At 57.3% G+C, this 15788-nt stretch carries 20 protein-coding genes and 1 CRISPR repeat array; of the genes, 5 read left to right on the forward strand and 15 right to left on the reverse strand.

What is annotated here, in order from left to right; all coding sequences use genetic code 11:
• Positions 1–13: 13 nt before the first annotated feature.
• The 6 genes from JFT63_RS24565 to JFT63_RS24590 form a co-directional block, all read right to left on the reverse strand.
• Positions 14–382, reverse strand: coding sequence for a hypothetical protein (locus tag JFT63_RS24565; RefSeq protein ID WP_033039696.1), 369 nt, complete (start codon positions 380–382; stop codon positions 14–16).
• A 117-nt stretch (positions 383–499) separates the two neighbouring features.
• Entirely contained in the window at positions 500–742 is a 243-nt protein-coding gene (locus tag JFT63_RS24570) for a hypothetical protein (protein WP_033039694.1), read from the reverse strand.
• 7 nt (positions 743–749) lie between these two features.
• Positions 750–1583, reverse strand: coding sequence for a hypothetical protein (locus JFT63_RS24575; protein WP_198844938.1), 834 nt, complete (start codon positions 1581–1583; stop codon positions 750–752).
• A 212-nt stretch (positions 1584–1795) separates the two neighbouring features.
• Positions 1796–1984, reverse strand: a complete 189-nt coding sequence (locus tag JFT63_RS24580) for a hypothetical protein (protein WP_033039690.1) — start codon at positions 1982–1984, stop codon at positions 1796–1798.
• Positions 1985–2052: 68 nt separating this feature from the next.
• Entirely contained in the window at positions 2053–2472 is a 420-nt protein-coding gene (locus JFT63_RS24585; RefSeq protein ID WP_033039687.1) for a hypothetical protein, read from the reverse strand.
• 115 nt (positions 2473–2587) lie between these two features.
• Entirely contained in the window at positions 2588–3043 is a 456-nt protein-coding gene (locus tag JFT63_RS24590; protein ID WP_033039684.1) for an RDD family protein, read from the reverse strand.
• A gap of 214 nt (positions 3044–3257) precedes the next feature.
• Between JFT63_RS24590 and JFT63_RS24595 the strand changes: the two genes are divergently transcribed.
• From JFT63_RS24595 to JFT63_RS24605, 3 genes are all read left to right on the forward strand, one after another.
• Positions 3258–3491, forward strand: coding sequence for a hypothetical protein (locus tag JFT63_RS24595; protein WP_131657991.1), 234 nt, complete (start codon positions 3258–3260; stop codon positions 3489–3491).
• Between the two features lie 285 nt (positions 3492–3776).
• On the forward strand, positions 3777–4046 hold the full coding sequence (locus JFT63_RS24600; RefSeq protein WP_033039679.1) for a nicotinamide mononucleotide transporter: 270 nt from the start codon (positions 3777–3779) through the stop codon (positions 4044–4046).
• 96 nt (positions 4047–4142) lie between these two features.
• On the forward strand, positions 4143–4481 hold the full coding sequence (locus tag JFT63_RS24605; RefSeq protein WP_131657990.1) for a hypothetical protein: 339 nt from the start codon (positions 4143–4145) through the stop codon (positions 4479–4481).
• A gap of 354 nt (positions 4482–4835) precedes the next feature.
• A CRISPR array of direct repeats spans positions 4836–5884; the repeat unit is 28 nt; unit sequence ACTTCAAGCCACCTACACGGCGGCACAC.
• 23 nt (positions 5885–5907) lie between these two features.
• Here the strand turns inward: JFT63_RS24605 and JFT63_RS29985 are convergent.
• From JFT63_RS29985 to JFT63_RS24635, 6 genes are read right to left on the reverse strand one after another with little or no spacing between them, the layout of a single operon-like run.
• A complete protein-coding gene (locus JFT63_RS29985; protein WP_322960085.1) occupies positions 5908–6243 on the reverse strand; it encodes a hypothetical protein in 336 nt (111 codons plus the stop codon).
• Positions 6224–7141 (reverse strand): type I-F CRISPR-associated endonuclease Cas1f, encoded by a 918-nt coding sequence (gene cas1f / locus JFT63_RS24615; protein ID WP_306297916.1) that lies wholly within the window; start codon positions 7139–7141, stop codon positions 6224–6226. Before cas1f ends, JFT63_RS29985 begins: the two co-directional genes overlap by 20 nt.
• The gene (locus JFT63_RS24620; protein ID WP_023093826.1) at positions 7098–7778 is read right to left on the reverse strand and encodes a hypothetical protein; all 681 of its coding nucleotides are present in this window, start codon (positions 7776–7778) and stop codon (positions 7098–7100) included. The genes cas1f and JFT63_RS24620 overlap by 44 nt, the downstream gene beginning before the upstream one ends.
• Positions 7778–9991 (reverse strand): ATP-dependent DNA helicase, encoded by a 2214-nt coding sequence (locus JFT63_RS24625; RefSeq protein WP_023093825.1) that lies wholly within the window; start codon positions 9989–9991, stop codon positions 7778–7780. Before JFT63_RS24625 ends, JFT63_RS24620 begins: the two co-directional genes overlap by 1 nt.
• Before the next feature lie 13 nt (positions 9992–10004).
• Positions 10005–10559 (reverse strand): type I-F CRISPR-associated endoribonuclease Cas6/Csy4, encoded by a 555-nt coding sequence (locus tag JFT63_RS24630; protein WP_023093824.1) that lies wholly within the window; start codon positions 10557–10559, stop codon positions 10005–10007.
• Complete coding sequence (locus JFT63_RS24635; RefSeq protein ID WP_023093823.1) at positions 10547–11647, reverse strand: RAMP superfamily CRISPR-associated protein; 1101 nt, start codon at positions 11645–11647, stop codon at positions 10547–10549. The genes JFT63_RS24630 and JFT63_RS24635 overlap by 13 nt, the downstream gene beginning before the upstream one ends.
• Positions 11648–11721: 74 nt before the next feature.
• Between JFT63_RS24635 and JFT63_RS24640 the strand changes: the two genes are divergently transcribed.
• Complete coding sequence (locus tag JFT63_RS24640; RefSeq protein WP_023093822.1) at positions 11722–12390, forward strand: hypothetical protein; 669 nt, start codon at positions 11722–11724, stop codon at positions 12388–12390.
• 89 nt (positions 12391–12479) lie between these two features.
• On the opposite strand, the gene JFT63_RS24645 is transcribed toward JFT63_RS24640, so the two are convergent.
• The 3 genes from JFT63_RS24645 to JFT63_RS24655 form a co-directional block, all read right to left on the reverse strand.
• A complete protein-coding gene (locus tag JFT63_RS24645) occupies positions 12480–12821 on the reverse strand; it encodes a hypothetical protein (RefSeq protein ID WP_198844939.1) in 342 nt (113 codons plus the stop codon).
• Positions 12822–12897: 76 nt separating this feature from the next.
• Positions 12898–13557, reverse strand: coding sequence for a PIN domain-containing protein (locus JFT63_RS24650; protein WP_053060111.1), 660 nt, complete (start codon positions 13555–13557; stop codon positions 12898–12900).
• A complete protein-coding gene (locus tag JFT63_RS24655; RefSeq protein ID WP_047882950.1) occupies positions 13557–13838 on the reverse strand; it encodes a hypothetical protein in 282 nt (93 codons plus the stop codon). The genes JFT63_RS24650 and JFT63_RS24655 overlap by 1 nt, the downstream gene beginning before the upstream one ends.
• A 179-nt stretch (positions 13839–14017) precedes the next feature.
• Here JFT63_RS24655 and JFT63_RS24660 point away from each other — a divergent pair, with 179 nt between their 5' ends.
• The gene (locus tag JFT63_RS24660; protein WP_198844940.1) at positions 14018–15778 is read left to right on the forward strand and encodes a PRTRC system ParB family protein; all 1761 of its coding nucleotides are present in this window, start codon (positions 14018–14020) and stop codon (positions 15776–15778) included.
• Positions 15779–15788 lie beyond the last annotated feature (10 nt).

Here is a 15788-nt window from a genome sequence, read left to right on the forward strand (position 1 = left end):
AGGAGATTCGTTTTCAGGACGCTGGAGCGTCGGAATTACTCACGTTGTCTTGCGGGCGGTACTCAGGCAAGCCGCAACCACCAAGCAGCTGGGGACGCTGACGAATAAATTCACCGTACCAGTGCTGACGGTGAACTTCATCGGAATGGTCGGGCCAGGCACCATGCACCATCCGATAGATCCGCATGAGGTAGTCGTCTTGCGTGGCCATGTGGCTGACGTGCCACGGGCATTCTGTGAATAGATTCGTTTGAGATTGGATCTGCTCAACCACCTCTCGATGTTCATCCAGTCGCTTGGAGATGTTTCGAGCAAACTGGAGTTGATCCCTAACAACTGCCACCCGAATGAAGCCCAAACGCTGGGCGATTGCATCGATCATCATTCTTTTCCTACTGAAGAGGGAGTATCGGGAGCCCGCAGAATTCGGGAAAATTCGTACGCTAAGGTTTTCGCGAGCCAAGGTTGGCTGGGTTTTCAATGACTTAGCGAACCATGGCTAGCGCCGGGCCTTTTCAAACGCGGCCGTGACGGTCTTGGCCAGCGAATCCATCATCGCCTTGCGCTGATTGAAGCGGCCATCAGGCAAATCGATGACCTCATAGGAGACGTGACTGCCGCCGAGCTGCGCAGGTTGCAGCACGATCCGTCCCAGCTCGCCCAGGGTGTCGTGACGCAGGTTGAAAGCAAACCGGCCACCTTCCAGCAGCTCACGCTCAGCCTTGATCTCTTTCGGAAACATAACGACCTCACACTTGGGATTTGAATGTCCAGGTCTCGCGAGTAATCGCGGCGATGGTGACGGCTAGAGCCTCGGACGGGCCGTCCGCGATCAGGCAGCGCTGCCAGGGCTCCGGCTCCATCGTCGGGGCCTTCGACTGCACGCGCACGGTGATGTACGCCTTGAAGCTCGGTGGCAATTCTTCTGCCTTGGCATCCCATTCAAGCCGGGAAGGCACTCCGCCATAGCGCAACTCAAGCAAACGCTTGGCGTCATCCAACCCCTGTGTTGGCTTCAGGCCCTGCGCCTGGGCCTGCATGCCGAGCAGCTTCATCACCTTGTGATCGAGGAAGTCAGAGCCAGTCCGGTTCTCGGGGCGCTGAAGTTCCTTGATCAGATCGCCCATGGCCCAGCGCACGTCGATGTGCGGTGAGCAGCGTTCAGTTGTGGCTTCCCGCACCGCCCACTCTTCACCGTTTGGTCGCTGAGCCCAGTACCACTTCTCAGTTTCGGTACGCTCGAAGTCTGGTTCCCAAGCTCCTTGGGAGCTCAGGCTTGGAGTGCTCGCGTCAACCAGCACCTGTACAGCGCCGCCCAGCGCGAAACCCGCGACGATGAACATCAATACCGTCTGGCTCATCTCAGCACTGCTCGCCGAGGATAAGAACTGCCGCAGGCCCTCGTAATCGCCCATGGCCCAAACCATCAGACCGTAGAGCGGCATCATGGGAGCGAGTTTCGCTCCACCGACTATTGCCTGCTGAACGTATGGGCCAATAAACGGCCGATCAGCACTGTCCTTTTTCCGAGTCAGGATGCTGCTTACTGTTGTACGCACCCGTTGCATCTTGAGTCCCCACATTGCACCAACTTCCTTCAAATTCGGCCCGTCAGGTATTTTTTCACATAGAAAATGTCACTAGGCATGTTCCAAACCAATGCCGTGCATCAGAAGGCCATCCATTGTCAGTGTCTGACGGTCTGACTGTATCCTCTATTGGAGGAGCAAGAATTGCGCCTTCCCTGCGGGCTCAGCCCCGAAGAACGGGGCTGGGATGTCGCGGGATTTTTTACCTATTCCAATGCGCTCCGACCAGTGCGGTCAGCCAATTCATTTCGGACAGCCTGGAGCTCGGCTACTTGGATCTCCACGCTATCCAGGGACGCATGCGGCGAGCCGCTTAGCAGCTTACGAATCAGCGAGCTGGCTTTGGCCGAACTGTTCAAGGCACGCTGCTCAAGGTCTTTTATTTCGCGGTTCATGGGACTTTCCTTGAATTCCTATTGATGGCCCGATGAATTGGCGGCCGGGATCGTTACTCATCGCCCTTTCAGGACAGACTGGTGCGATAGTTGGTGAGCGCATCCGCTGCTATCTGGGCAAGCTCGGAGTCGCGATCCATGATGCCTGTGGAGCCAGTTGCGATTTTCCCCAGGGCCTCGAGCAGCCCGGCAATCGCAGGGTTGGTGCGCAGCTTCTCCACCTCCTCCAACGCCATAGTCACATTCATGAATCCCAACGCCTTGGCTTTGCCCCATACCTCGTCGTACAGCTCGGCTTTGTAGCTCAGGCCAGAAATTACGCGCTCGGCGTCGGATTTGAACACCAGGGCATCATCGTTGATTGCATTGTCGAAGTTGATCCGATCGCTGCGGGTTTCGATGTAGGTCGTCTCTTCGTCGTAGCTCATCACTTCGATGGTGGCTACGACTTCAAGCTCCGGTTGGGCTTCGCTGGTTTGCTTGCTCATTACGCTTCCCTTGATCAGTTGATGTGGCCAGCATCCCATGGGTTGAAAAACTCCCAACCACGGACGGCTGGTGGATGAGCCAGAACGCCACGTCCGGCTCAACTGAGCAGGGTGATCAGCTCCGGAATTTCACCGGCTGTGTTCTGAGCTCGCGTACCACCACTGTTCCGGCGAGCTTGTCGTGCCACCCCTGCTTACGGCGATCGAATGCCGCCCAGAAGAAGCCAAGTCCCAGCGGTAGGGTCGACACTACATAGCCGAGGTACCGGCCGATGCACTGTCGAACGCTTGCGGTGTTGCCGCTTTCAGCGTCGAGCACCCGCAATTTCAGCGCCATCTTCCCCGGCGTAGCCTGGAGACGACGCCACAGAACTACCGTCAGGATCGCTGGCAGGACAAAGTTGATTGCAAAATCCGCTGGCCCTTGGATCAGCTTGTCGCTGCTGAAATAGCCCGTGCCATAGATCATCATCAGGAGCGGCAACTCCAGCAGCATGAAAAATATGCCGTCAACAATGCACGCCCCTGTTCTCGCCCAGAAACCCGCGTATTCAAGTTGTTCGTTCTGCATGAAAAATATTCCCTGTGATTGGTTGGCAAGCCACTGTGGCTTGGCCTGATGCTATCGGGCTGGGAACTAGGCCGGGCGCGTTTTCACGCTGGTTTTGTGCCTGAAATGGAGGTCGTCCAACAGCCTGTTGGACAAATTCGGCCCGGCTATTGGAGTTGGGTTTTCTGCGGACGCATTCACCCTGAAGGCTATCCAGTTCAATCGAGTCATTTGCATGAGCCAGAAAAACTCCAAAGAGCCACTGACCTTCACCGCTCGCTTGGTGAACTCCCATCACGGTTTTCAGGATTTCGATATCGACGGGCATCATGTGGTGCGGCGTGCCTGTGTTCCGAATTCGATCAAGAAGGGCGAGCACTTCAACGTCTATCACGGGGAAAGCTCGAAGTCGGGCGCTGTATGGACAGGGACGCTCGGTGACTCCCTCCGCAAATTTGCGCTTATCTGAGGGGTGCCTATGTGTTTCCCTCGTAAACCCAGTCTTGGCCGGTACAGCGCGACCAGGGCTAATTGGAGTCGGTGCTACCGGCAAGCCCGCATTGGTGCTGGCCGCGGCTTAGCTCCCGACCCGAAGTCATCTGGTATCGCCTGGAAGGCCCAGCTCATCGTAGCTTTTGAGCGCCGAGGCCACGATCCTCTGGCGTATCCCGTCCAGTGTCGGCTCAATGCTCATCGGATCATCAATGAAATTCGAGCCGAAGAAATCTCCCTGGAACATGTGAAGGACTGACCTATGACCCTGTATTTCGAGTGGATCGGAAGCCTCTGTGGCGTCCTCGGCGCGCTGATGATCTCCACCAATACCCGTGTTTCTCCGTGGGGATGGTGGCTATTCCTCGTGTCGAGCTTGAGCCTCTGCTGCTACGCCGTTCTCGCGCAGGCCTGGGGATTGTTGCTGCTGAATGGTTGTTTCGTTGCTACGAACATTACCGGGTTGATCCGCTGGTGGTACCCCGCTGTGTCTGCCATGCGTGCAACTTGCCATGCAGGCGTCAAGGGGTAAGCCGCTTGCTCGACCTTCGGCAGAGTGCGTGCTTGACGGCTTGGGTTTTGCGGAATGGTCGGCATGCTGGGGGCATTCATCACTGGGAGCCACCACATGCAACTATTCAACCCGATCCACAAGGCAGAGCTGATTTCTATCGTCGAAGAAGCGTCAGCCAAAGCAGCGAAGAATGCAGGCGTTGTCCAGGAGTTGGTTTTCCCGCACATCTACTTCGTTCTCAGCAAACGCCTCAGCGTAGTAGAAGGGGCATCGACTACTGCGGAGGCCAAAGATTCTACTCTGTTGGCTGCTCTCACTGAGGCCAAAAAAGCGCTTCAGGATTGCGTGTCGGTGATGAGCAACGACCTGGGGGGCTTAACGCTGATACAGCCGGAGCTTGAGGGGGCGCGCCAAGCCTTGGCGGCAGTTGAGGCGGTGTTTATTGGTCAGTAATTCTTTGTATCGTTGACATCCTCACTGCCCTGAAGGGCGAGGCTTATCGCGCAACACTGTTGAACCCCAAAAAACGGCGCTGACTCGAGCTTATTGGGCTACTCGAAACATACGCCTTCAAACCGCCTACACAGGGGCACACCTAGCCCGTCTGCCCCTAGATCGGTCGATTATTTCCCAAACCGCCTACGCGGCGGCATACAAACAGGGCTCACCTCCCATTTCCTGCTTATGCCTACAAGCCACCTAGACGGCGGCATACAAAAGCCGTCCGATGACGATGCCCCACTGGTTCTTATAAGCCGCCTAGACGGCGGCACATGTATCCCAGATACGCAAATTCCCGAGATCGTACCTTCAAGCCGCCCATACGGTGGCACACAGTTTCGCAGCCGTCTTCAACGATTCCGCAGCCTCAAGCCACCTACGCGGCGGCACACTGCTTGCAATCGTCAGTGCGCTGACTATCGCACCTTCAAGCCACCTACACGGCGGCACACAAAACATGCTCACACTACCTCTCTTGCTTATGCCTTCAAGCCACCTACACGGCGGCACACGAATGGATAGCTTTGCCCTTGGCAGCCAGCCTCCTTCAAGCCACCTACACGGCGGCACACCACCCAAGGCAGCCAGCGCAGTGGCATCTTCCTACTTCAAGCCACCTACACGGCGGCACACGCACAAGGGCGGATGCGACGAGCTGGGCAATCTACTTCAAGCCACCTACACGGCGGCACACAAATATCGCTGTCAATTGCCAGGCCGGCCGATCACTTCAAGCCACCTACACGGCGGCACACTCCGCCCGTGTTTTTGTAATCGCAGACGTAGACTTCAAGCCACCTACACGGCGGCACACACAACTGGAACCGAGTGTTTGTCCACGCCAGCACTTCAAGCCACCTACACGGCGGCACACTCCAGGTACTTGCGGGCGAACTCGGGGAATTTACTTCAAGCCACCTACACGGCGGCACACCTGAACGTGAATTGATTACCAGCGCTGATGCGTACTTCAAGCCACCTACACGGCGGCACACAGGGGCAAATCAGGGCAAAAGGGGCGTTTCCAACTTCAAGCCACCTACACGGCGGCACACGCATGGGGGGCCGACCAGCTCGGGCTTGTGCTACTTCAAGCCACCTACACGGCGGCACACTCTAGCCCCGCCTCGCGTACCTGGATTTTCTCACTTCAAGCCACCTACACGGCGGCACACTTCAACCAGTGCCGCTGGTCCCCCGGCCTCAAACTTCAAGCCACCTACACGGCGGCACACGAAATCCTTTCGATGCCTGGACACGCCATACCACTTCAAGCCACCTACACGGCGGCACACACCAAGCCCCCTGCATCACTCGAATTCAAGACACTTCAAGCCACCTACACGGCGGCACACTGTTATAAATCCGCGATTACTTTCTATTTTTCAATCACTTGCTTCAATAAATAGTCACTATCAATGAGGCATTTTGCGCTGATAGATTTATGAGAAAACCAGCCATTTTCATCCCAATCGGTTCGAGCACCACAGAAGAACAAAAGAGTCATTCTGCGCCCTGATCGCACAGCAAAAACGGCCACAGCACTGGTTTTACTCGCTGCCTTTGCAAGCTCGCTGCGCATCTGCTGGATACCCTCTTGGCTTAGGCTCCCAGTCCATGTGCGAGAGCCTATTTGGCTGAGCCATTTGGATAACACTCGCCTGGATCTCCTCAGCGAACGCTTTTGGCTCTCATCAACGGCGATGACAATCACAAGCGTCCTTAATTGTTTCGATCATGGTTTCCAAAACCCGGTATTTATCGAAGACAGCAATGCACTTGGCCCTAAATTCGGCCCTGTCGTCGCCGAGCGCGGCACTGCGAAAAGCTGTCGGCATGACGCAAGCGTCTTTGACTACATCCGCCAGGTCGAACACTAAGCCACCCCGCCGAGTACGACCGTGGACGACTGGAAGGCTGTGCGGAATCCCGAGAAGCCAGAGCGAGGATGCTGCCAGCCCGTAGGCTAAGTAGTTCCCGGTCGATAGCAGCTTGTTCGCCGAATCATCGCCTTGATGATCTCGGGTAAAACCATCCATGGCCGCTGCGCCAGCACATGCGCGATAAAGCACCTTCGATAACACGCCTTCTTCTGCCAGTATCTGAGCTTCTGACGTAGCCGCCCTTGTCTCTTGCTCAAACCTGAATATCGCCTGTTCGCACGGGTTCAGTTCGGCAAAAACGCTGGCTGTTTTCCTGAGCATTTTGACTCTCGCTGACTGGAAAACTTTCGCCATCGCCAAGCGAGTATTTGGCTCACTCCAACTCCGAACCCATGCTTGCAGGTACTCGGTTGGCCTGTATTCGTTTTGGGATGCGTAATAGATCGGCGTCCCCTCGCCACCTACAAATGCGACAAGTACACCCTCGCTCCCCAGAAACTTCGCCGCTGCCTGAGTTAACGAAGTACCAGGGCCGAGCAAGATGGAAAGAGTCGCCGCGTGCGGAATGCTCCAGAACTTCTCCAGTGCGTCTTTCGAGCGCACCAAGCAGAGCCTTTCATCGTCCACCTGGATGCGGCAATGCTCCAAGTAGACGATTCCCTCTTTGTGACTCGCCAGCACCGCGTTACGCCGCCGTGTCCATCGGGTAGACCGCCTGGACAGCCTCACCCGACCAATACGGCACCCGCACAGTCAGATCAGCGACCGGCATTTTGCGGTGGCCGCTAATGCGGTTCCACACGTCGAGCGGTAACGGCCTGGCCGGCGAGCCGCTGGGCATGATCCAGGAGCAATCACGGTCAGCCGATACCTTCACCCAGCTCACGTCGATGATTTCGCCAGCGCCAGCATTGGCCCGGCGACCGAGGCCAGGAATATTGTTCTTGATCAGCTCAACCACGCGATCAGGATCACCTTTTCCAAAGAAAATCACGGTCTTGGCGTCAATGCCGGCGTAACTGCTCATGTTGGCTTTGTACGGGCCGCGCTTAATGTCCACGCCAAGGTAACGTTTAACCTTGCCCTTGGAGTTAGGCGCAAAGTGCTCATCGGTCATATCTGCAAGGCCGCGCAGGTTCATAATGCGCTGTACCGTGGCGTGGGTGTACCCACCCGACACAAACGCGCAACTCCCTTTAAAGATGCCGTCCTCACGCTCAAGCGGGATGTGGGGTATTGTGTCGCCCCCCATGAGCCCCGTTTCACGAAACACGGCAGCCGACAGCAGTCCGTCGAGCGTGGTGCGCGGTCGGCTCATCACGAATGGCGTTGCGAGCTTGATTACTAGCTTGAAATCAATTGCCATCAGACAAGCTCCGGTGTGTGGACTTTACCGCTGGTCAAGAACAAGCGAGCCGCGTTGAAGCTGTCTTCAAAGCGTTGCGGGATGCAGCCGGCAAACGTGGCCAGCACCCGCTGCCGCCGAACCATCAAAGCATCGTCAAGTGACGAAGAAAAAGACTCTGGGTACGGAAAGCGCGAGTCAGCAATCCAGACCTCTACGCGGTCATCGCGCTGACGAATCCCACGGCCCAAGCCCTGTACGAGGCGGCGGCGCGCCTCGGCACCGAGGTCGGCAAACTTGATGGCGGTGATCTTGTCTTCGCTGTAGCCACGGTGACGCAGCACCGCTTCTTTCAGGCTCAGGCGGAAGCCATTAAGGGAGCCGAAGGGCAGGCGCGTGATAACGAGGTTCTGCACGTCACCCGGCAGGTCAAGCCCTTCCCAAGCGCCCGGTGATATCATCACGGCGTTTTCGGTTTCGACATAACGCTGTTTCAGCGTGCTCATAGAGTCGCCCTGCTTGGCGACGATCAGGCCCGGCACGTCGGCGAGAATCAGGCCCAGGCTTTTCGTATCCGCATGACTGAGCGTCAGCACCAGCGTTTTGCCGCCCGCGCTAGCTGCCTCACGAATCATTGCCCCGGTGTACGCCAGCCATTCAGGGTTTGAGACGGAAACATAATCCTGATCTTCGCTTACTTCGCCGGTTGGCAACGGCGCATCTGGAGCAGGCAAGACGAAGAACATTTCACCGAAGTCGGCTGGCGCATCGAATACGCGATACAGATCAGCGGTGACGTTGTGAATCGGCGTGTCCATACCTGCTTTGCAGTGACGAATGACGCCGACCGTGTGGGCGAAGGCATCGAAAGCAGCCGGCAATGTGCGCCCCGGCGTTGCCAGTGTCGCAGACGTAAACAGAGCACCTTTCAGGTAGCTGCGCTCAGGCAGTACGCGGCCATCGTCTTCATCCCACCAGTCTGCTTTTGCAAGCAAGCGGGTCAAAATGCGCGCTGGCTCAGGCTGGCCCACTCGCAATGATGGGTAGTGGCGCACCGGCGACCAACTGATGATGCTGGTGTTGCCTTGTGAGCGCGCAGCCTTCTGTACGGCATCAAGGCTGTTGTAGCTGTCACAGAAGTTGGCGATCAGTGCCTTCTTGTGTACAGAATCGCCCAGCTCGCTTTGCGGCGAAGCGAGGATCGAAGCCAGTTTCTCGACGTGAGGCTTGAGCACGCTCAGAACGCCAGCGATGCGCTGTTCAACCTCTTGCGGCAATGTGGCCATTTTCGCGTGGCCGGGATCGACAGCCATCACCGCGCTGTACAGGTTGCCGACATGATCAGTGATGCCCGGCAGGCTGAATGCCTCGGCCACTTCCTGCGTCAATCGGCTGAACTGGTGCATGGACACGTCAGCGCCCAGCACGGACTCGGCAGCGTCAGTCAAGCGGTCAGCCTCGTCGCAGATCAGTACGCTAGCTTGGCGCCCAGGATTGAGCAGTGCAGTCCAAAGCATGGCGTCCATCATCACTAGCGCGTGGTTGACGATCGCCACGTCGACGGCATGCGTCTCTTGCATCGCGATCGCGTAAGCCTCGTTTTCGACTTCCGGTGATTCACTCGACAGGCACAGCAGCTTGCTATCCAAGCCGTCAGGCAGGCTTGCACCCTCCCCCAGTTCGGCCAAGTAGTCATCGAGCGTCGGCAACTGTTGCGCATCACCTTGCAGCCACGCGATAACACCAGCCACAAAATCGGCGGCTTCGGCTGCGCCAGCATCGGCAAGAAGCGCTTTCTGATACTGGCATGCTTGCATGGAAAGGTAGTTGGCGCGCCCGACCCGGCGCGCAAAACTCACGCTGACGCCCAGTTCATCTTGCACCCAAGCTTGCGCCCGAGGCGCGTCGTTTTTCAAAATCTGCTGCTGCAATGCCTTCGTGTACGTCGAAACAATCACACGCTCACCCGTAATAGCAGAGTAAGCGAATGCCGGCACCAGGTAGCCGAGTGTTTTGCCCGTCCCCGTGGCGGCTTGCAGCATGTTGACCGCCGCCGCTCGCTCGGCAGGTGAATACCGGCAAAAGCCGCGAGCAACGGCTTTTGCGTATTCGTGCTGCTTGTTGTTGTAGCGGAACGTGCGCTTACCTTGCTCGCACTTCCCACGCACCATTTTGCCGTTCGGCCCGAGCACGTTATCCACGACTTGGAGCAGCTTTTTTTCTAAATCGCTCATGGAGCACTCCGGCTTAAAATTGAGGGACGACCGCGCCGAAGCCATAGCCGCAGGGCTCCGCCGAACGCAGATCAGCAGCGCTTACACGCTTGATGAAGATGTAAAAGTGCTGCCCCGTGGATCGGCTCTGCATGGGCAGCCGATGACTGGCTTTCAGCCATTCGCCATAAGCCGGCTGCTCATACACTTCACCCCGCGCCAGCGCACGACGCTCCAGCCGGCGCTGGTGAGTGGGTGAGCACTTGTCGGGTTTGCGGTGACGGCGATAGCCGTGCGACCAGGCAGCATTATCTGGCACCGTTTTCACTTCACCCCACACATCTACCAACTCAGCCTCAACCAGCGGGGAAATAACCGACAGGCAGTGTTCGATGGCCGAAGGCTCACCAAGCAGGCGCACCACAGGGCCAAACCCGCCCGGTACGTTTTTCCAGCCCGGCCAATCAATCGCGACCGGCTTCCCATCTTGGGCGCTCAGGTGTGCTCCCGTCACAATGCGCCCATGAAGCTCAAAGAATGCGTTGCCATTGTGGGGCGCGAGGTCGATGTAGTGCGTCAGGCTTTGCATGCGGCAGCACTCGGAATCGACAAGTTGAATTGATCCCCAGCCAAGTAGTCTTGGAACGCTTTGCGGGCGGCGAATACTTCGCTGTCGGCTGGCGCTTCGATGGTCACAGCGCCAGCGAACGGCTCAAGAACCAGTACGCCCAACGAGGTCTTGCCTTCGCCCGGAACGACTTTAAACAGCTCCCAGCGGGCAGATACGAGGCCGCATCCTGCGGCGAGGTGAGCGCCGAGGGTAGGCAGTGCGCTGAAATGATCCAGCGCCGCAAGCAGTGCACCCAGCTCGGTCGGTTTGGCGTTGTTCAGCATGAAACGATGGCGCATCACCGCACCAGCCGGAATGGCTTGCCAGCCGTCGAGCGGCATACCGATAGACATTTTCGCCCCGGTTTCAGCCTTGACGTTCTTCATGTCAGTTTCGAGCTGTTCGATTTTGGCACTCAGTTCATCGACACGATCACCCTCTTTCGCGGCGCGTGCAGCTTTGCGGGCTTTGTCGAGTACGGCTATTTCCTTCTTGATGCCCGAGGCATCGCGGTTGCCCTGCGACTGTGCTACCAGGGCGCTAATATCTGCCTGCGACAAGAACTCAATTTGGCTGCGGTCGCGGTACAGGTCGTCACTGCGCACGCCGCTGAACACATGCGGCACGCTGACCGATTCACAGATCGCATTGCCAACGGCCAGCCGGCCATGAACCATGCCCATGTAGCCTGCATCGCCAGCACCAAACAGACTCAGCAGGACGTTGCGCTCACGCCACTGCGATTCTTGATCCACCGATGCCTTGTCGGTTTCCTCGGAACCCTTGATGCCGCCGAGGGTGAGCAGATAGTGCTGGTCGAGCGACAGCGGCTTGTCGTTGCCAGTGCGTTTGATTTCGTTCTCACGCAGCACATCACGCAAAGCGCGGCGCAGCTTGCCGCGAATCCCGGTAGCCGGGAAATACAGACGGTTGCCTTCCGGGGTCTGCATGTGGGGCACAGGGATTGGCTTACCCTTGCCGCCTTCCGCTTCTTTCAGCGCCGCGCTGCACGTAGCCAGCGGCTGCTCTGCTTTGATTTCGCCTTCGAGTACATAGTGAGTTGCCATTGAATCGTCTCCAAGTAGACAGCGCGGATGGCTGGAAGTAATCTCGGCGAGAAATTAAACCCGAGGTAAGTTAAATGCAAGAATTAGATTTCTGGTACAACTGCATTGGCCGCTACCTGGCACCCGATGTTGAGCCTGCGGCGTCCACCAAGATCGGCGTCCAGACCCGCATGAAAAAGGGCATTGCGAGCAACACGCTCGGCGCAGGTATTGATGCGTTCTATATCGCCAGCCCGGACAAGAGCGTTATCATCGGCAAGGTCGAAATGCCGAATATGCCCGGCCTGTCTTTCGTGCCGAGCGAAGACGGCAGCGGCGAGAAGTACATTGCGCAATGGCTGGTCAATGATGCGCCGCTGGATGCGGCGTGGATGATCGGGGTCATCGGCAACGCAAACCCGAACGCCAGCATGAAACGCTCTCAGCCCCCGGCGCTCTGCCGATTTTGCGCAGCCGGTGCGACGTTTGAGTTTGACCTGAGCATTGTGCGGCAGGCCGTGACGATCATGGGCGATTTGGACTGGAAGAAAGACGTAGCGCCAGCGCTGCATACCTTTCAGTCGCGCCAGCAGGCCAACGTTGCGGGTAACGCCGCCAAGGTCGAGTCGGATAACAAGACACTGCAAAAGGCTTTCGCCAAAGCGCCAGCGCTCAAAGATGCTTTGCTGGCGCTGTGCCGACTGCCGCTAAAGCCTCGTTCAGGCGAATATGAAGTGCTGTCGTGGTATAACCGCGTCCGCTGATCTGTGTGCCGCCGTGCAGGCGGTTGATAGAGAGGTCAGTTAAATGCACCTATTGCCGCCGAACAGGCGGCTTCTAGTTGAGCGAATGGCTAGATTTCCAAGAACAGCATCGCAAGCGGCTGCATCATCTGGAGTCCCCAGGCGAAAAGCTCGAATCGAAGCAAGCCCAGCAGGCAGGTGATAAAGAATCCCACCACGATCCCTACCAGGAAGACCGAGTACAAAGTTCCAACGCCTGGGCTACTGGATTCGCCCCCCTCTCTTTCCCCTCCCCAGTTCGGAACTTTGATGCGAAGCCGCTCGCGACGGAAATCTTTTGGGTTGTAGTAGGCATCCTTTACCGGATCGTTCTCTGAGCGGTCTGTCTGATTCCCTTCGCGGGCGCGTTGTTTCGCACGCTCCTGCATGTAGTCCCTGTCGCTTAATCCCATATTTGTCCCCTTGTTTCTCCCAAAGCTGATGTGGCAAGTGCTGGCAGCAGAGGTTACAGCTCTCTCCCAATCCATTTCATCGGGCATTTTCGATGATACAGCCGGGACACATCCACTCACCTTCGTCGAAGAATCCGTCGCTCATGTCGGTATGCTGGGAGCACCAAGCGCAAGTACCCATGCGCGGGCCACCCCCATTGGTATCTCTATTTTCAGAATATGGTATCGAGCGGGAGGGGAGTTGCTGCTGTTCCGGCGAGTGAGAAAATTGACCGCAATAGCTGCACCACTTTCCACCCAAGTGTTCAATACAACTGCCCCTGCCACAGTGATTGCAGGTACTTTCAGGAACTTGTTGCACCAGCTCTGTCATCTTTTGTGGTACCAACTCCTCCAGAGCCGCAATCCTCTTGCAGGTCAAACCATGCTTATTCAGGTAGGCCAGCAGTGGATCGAAGCCTTTATCCTTGGAAAGGACGATGCACTCAGTCTCTGGCGCGATTTCGAATGTGCGCCCGAGATGAAAGGCAATGTGAAAATCCAAGGCGTTTTTGCCCACGCCCTCGATCTTCTGAAAATCAACGCGGGAAAATCTATGCGCTGTGGAATCCCTGCGCGCAGCCTTCGGTAGCTGTTGCATCGCCCCTACAAAAATGATGGCTCGGTAGGAGATGTCCAGCCGCGACAGGTCGATTTTCCCGATGTTCTCGTAGTCCACCAAAATCAGACGTTTCATCACCACGGCATTTTCCCGAGAAAGATAAGCATCCCGACCCCAGAGCCAGCCAACACTGAAAGCGAGAAAGTAAGGTCGCGCAGCATTCGATTTTTCTTGCCAATGCGCCGCGCCAGCACTGCGCCAAGCACTGTACCGACCAGCATGCAGCCGAGGAAGACGACTACTTTTATCTTGAGTTCGGAGATTGCCGCGACGGCATAAGGTGGAAGCGAGCTATCAGCCATTGCATGCGATGCCGGTATGGCAATGAGTGCCAAAACGAGAGTGGATATTTTCATTCAATTTGAGCAGCCGTCTGCTCCCCCTGCTTGTGAAGCAAAAAATATATCTCGTAAATCCGGCGTGTTTTTCTGCTTTCAGGCACGATTTACGCCCGAAATATCCGGCACGACTCAGCGCTTGGGTTTTACCGGATATGGGTGAAGCTGAACTCATTGCAAACACGGAGTTTAGCCAAGTGAATCAGCAAGTAGCCCAAGTCCTCCCCCTCGGCCGTATCCGCCGCAACCCGCAAATCGACCCGCGTAAAGGCCGGAAGAAGTCCGCTTATGAGCAACTGGTGCGTTCGATCAGTGCCAAGGGCATCATCCAGCCGATTCTGGTCAGGCCAGTACGCGATGACCCGAACTACGACCATGAGGTGGTCGCAGGCAACCGGCGCTGGACGGCGGCCCACGATGCGGGCTTGATCGAGGTTCCCGCCCTGATCCGCGCTATGAGCGATCAGGAAGCGCGGTTGATCGCTGCGCTGGAGAACCAGGTGCGGGCTGACCTGACGCCAATCGAAGAAGCCCAGCATGCCGTAATTTTGCTGGAGGACATGGCCAACGACCACTTGGCGGTGATGAAGGCCTTGGACTGGTCTAGAACCAAGCTCGACAGCCGCCTGCTGCTCGCCCATGCCTGTGATGCGGTGGCCGATGCCCTGCTGGAGGAGCAGATCAAGATTGGCCACGCTGAATTGCTGTGTCGTCTCCCCGCCCCCGATCAGGCGGGCATTCTGTCGAAGATCATCGAAAAGAACTATTCCGTCGAGCAGACCAGGGCGCGCCTGCTGGAGTTGACTCGGGACGTTTCGACTGCACGCTTTGACACCACGGAATGCCGGAGCTGCATCCACAACTCGGGTGCGAATGCCGATTTGTTCGAGGCAAGCCTTGGGGCGTCTCGCTGCCAGAACTCTGTCTGCTGGAACCGGAAAACCGAGCAGCTAATTTCTGTTCGGTTGATCGAGGCGCAGGAGGAGCACGCGGTGGTTCATAGCGAGCTGAATCTCGCCAAGGACTCATACGTGAAGCTCGTGGCACGGGGCGAGGATGGTGTGGGAGAGCAACAGGCAGCGGCGTGCGCTACCTGTGCAAGCTTCGGCGCTGTGGTCATGGTGTCGAGGGGGCGCGAAGGCGACGTGATCGGCGGCATGTGCTTCAACAAGCCTTGCCACAAGGAGAAAACCGCCGCCTACAAAACCGCCCTGGCCACCGTAACGAACACAGCACCAGCCACCGTTGCCGGGGGCGCTGTTGGAGCAGCCCCGGCCAAGCCGAAGGCCGCAAGCGCCAAGCCCACCCAGGTGAAGAAGTCGCTACGCCGTGAAGCCTTCGACCTTTACGCCCGTATGAGCAAGCAAGTCGTGCTCAATGACCGCTCGCTGGCGCTGGCAGTGGCCATCGTCAGCATGTATTTCGAGATGCGCAGCGACCTCAAGAGCGAGCTGCGGGCACAGATGGAAAAGGCCATGGGAGTCACAAGCTCCCTGATGACTACGGCTCGCGCCGATGCCGAGATTCGGCTTGCGCAACTCGGGGAGGAAAAACTCCTCACGTTCATGGGCAGCATGGCTGCCGCCTCGCTATTCCGCACGGATAGCGCTGACGCATTCGAGAAATCCGTGTCGGGTGCTCAGTCGCTCAAGTTCATGGAGTACGCCAACGTCGATCCGGCCAAAGGATTCGTGATGAACGAGAGCTACCTCAAGGCTCAGGTTAAGGCGGGCATCATCGAAGATTGCAAGCGTTCAGGCTTTGCCGCCGCCTACAACGAGGCGAAGGGCGAAAAGGCCTTTGAGGGGCTGGCCACCGGCAAGGCAAGCGCTCTTATCGACGCCATCCTGGCTTTCAAAGAGTTCAGCTGGTTGGGTTATTTGCCGCCTGCGTTACAACTATCGGCACAGGGCGGGAAGAACCCCGCTCCCCAGCAATCCGAATCGACCCAAGCCTGACAGGGAACAT

This window comes from Pseudomonas sp. MF7453, from assembly GCF_016405455.1.
GTDB classification, from domain to species: domain Bacteria; phylum Pseudomonadota; class Gammaproteobacteria; order Pseudomonadales; family Pseudomonadaceae; genus Aquipseudomonas; species Aquipseudomonas paralactis.

Coding starts and splice junctions, on each gene's coding strand:
- JFT63_RS24565 (WP_033039696.1), bottom strand. CDS start 382: ATGATCGATGCAATCGCCCAGCGTTTGGGCTTCATTCGGGTGGCAGTT.
- JFT63_RS24570 (WP_033039694.1), bottom strand. CDS start 742: ATGTTTCCGAAAGAGATCAAGGCTGAGCGTGAGCTGCTGGAAGGTGGC.
- JFT63_RS24575 (WP_198844938.1), bottom strand. CDS start 1,583: ATGTGGGGACTCAAGATGCAACGGGTGCGTACAACAGTAAGCAGCATC.
- JFT63_RS24580 (WP_033039690.1), bottom strand. CDS start 1,984: ATGAACCGCGAAATAAAAGACCTTGAGCAGCGTGCCTTGAACAGTTCG.
- JFT63_RS24585 (WP_033039687.1), bottom strand. CDS start 2,472: ATGAGCAAGCAAACCAGCGAAGCCCAACCGGAGCTTGAAGTCGTAGCC.
- JFT63_RS24590 (WP_033039684.1), bottom strand. CDS start 3,043: ATGCAGAACGAACAACTTGAATACGCGGGTTTCTGGGCGAGAACAGGG.
- JFT63_RS24595 (WP_131657991.1), top strand. CDS start 3,258: ATGAGCCAGAAAAACTCCAAAGAGCCACTGACCTTCACCGCTCGCTTG.
- JFT63_RS24600 (WP_033039679.1), top strand. CDS start 3,777: ATGACCCTGTATTTCGAGTGGATCGGAAGCCTCTGTGGCGTCCTCGGC.
- JFT63_RS24605 (WP_131657990.1), top strand. CDS start 4,143: ATGCAACTATTCAACCCGATCCACAAGGCAGAGCTGATTTCTATCGTC.
- JFT63_RS24620 (WP_023093826.1), bottom strand. CDS start 7,778: ATGGCAATTGATTTCAAGCTAGTAATCAAGCTCGCAACGCCATTCGTG.
- JFT63_RS24625 (WP_023093825.1), bottom strand. CDS start 9,991: ATGAGCGATTTAGAAAAAAAGCTGCTCCAAGTCGTGGATAACGTGCTC.
- JFT63_RS24630 (WP_023093824.1), bottom strand. CDS start 10,559: ATGCAAAGCCTGACGCACTACATCGACCTCGCGCCCCACAATGGCAAC.
- JFT63_RS24635 (WP_023093823.1), bottom strand. CDS start 11,647: ATGGCAACTCACTATGTACTCGAAGGCGAAATCAAAGCAGAGCAGCCG.
- JFT63_RS24640 (WP_023093822.1), top strand. CDS start 11,722: ATGCAAGAATTAGATTTCTGGTACAACTGCATTGGCCGCTACCTGGCA.
- JFT63_RS24645 (WP_198844939.1), bottom strand. CDS start 12,821: ATGGGATTAAGCGACAGGGACTACATGCAGGAGCGTGCGAAACAACGC.
- JFT63_RS24650 (WP_053060111.1), bottom strand. CDS start 13,557: ATGAAACGTCTGATTTTGGTGGACTACGAGAACATCGGGAAAATCGAC.
- JFT63_RS24655 (WP_047882950.1), bottom strand. CDS start 13,838: ATGAAAATATCCACTCTCGTTTTGGCACTCATTGCCATACCGGCATCG.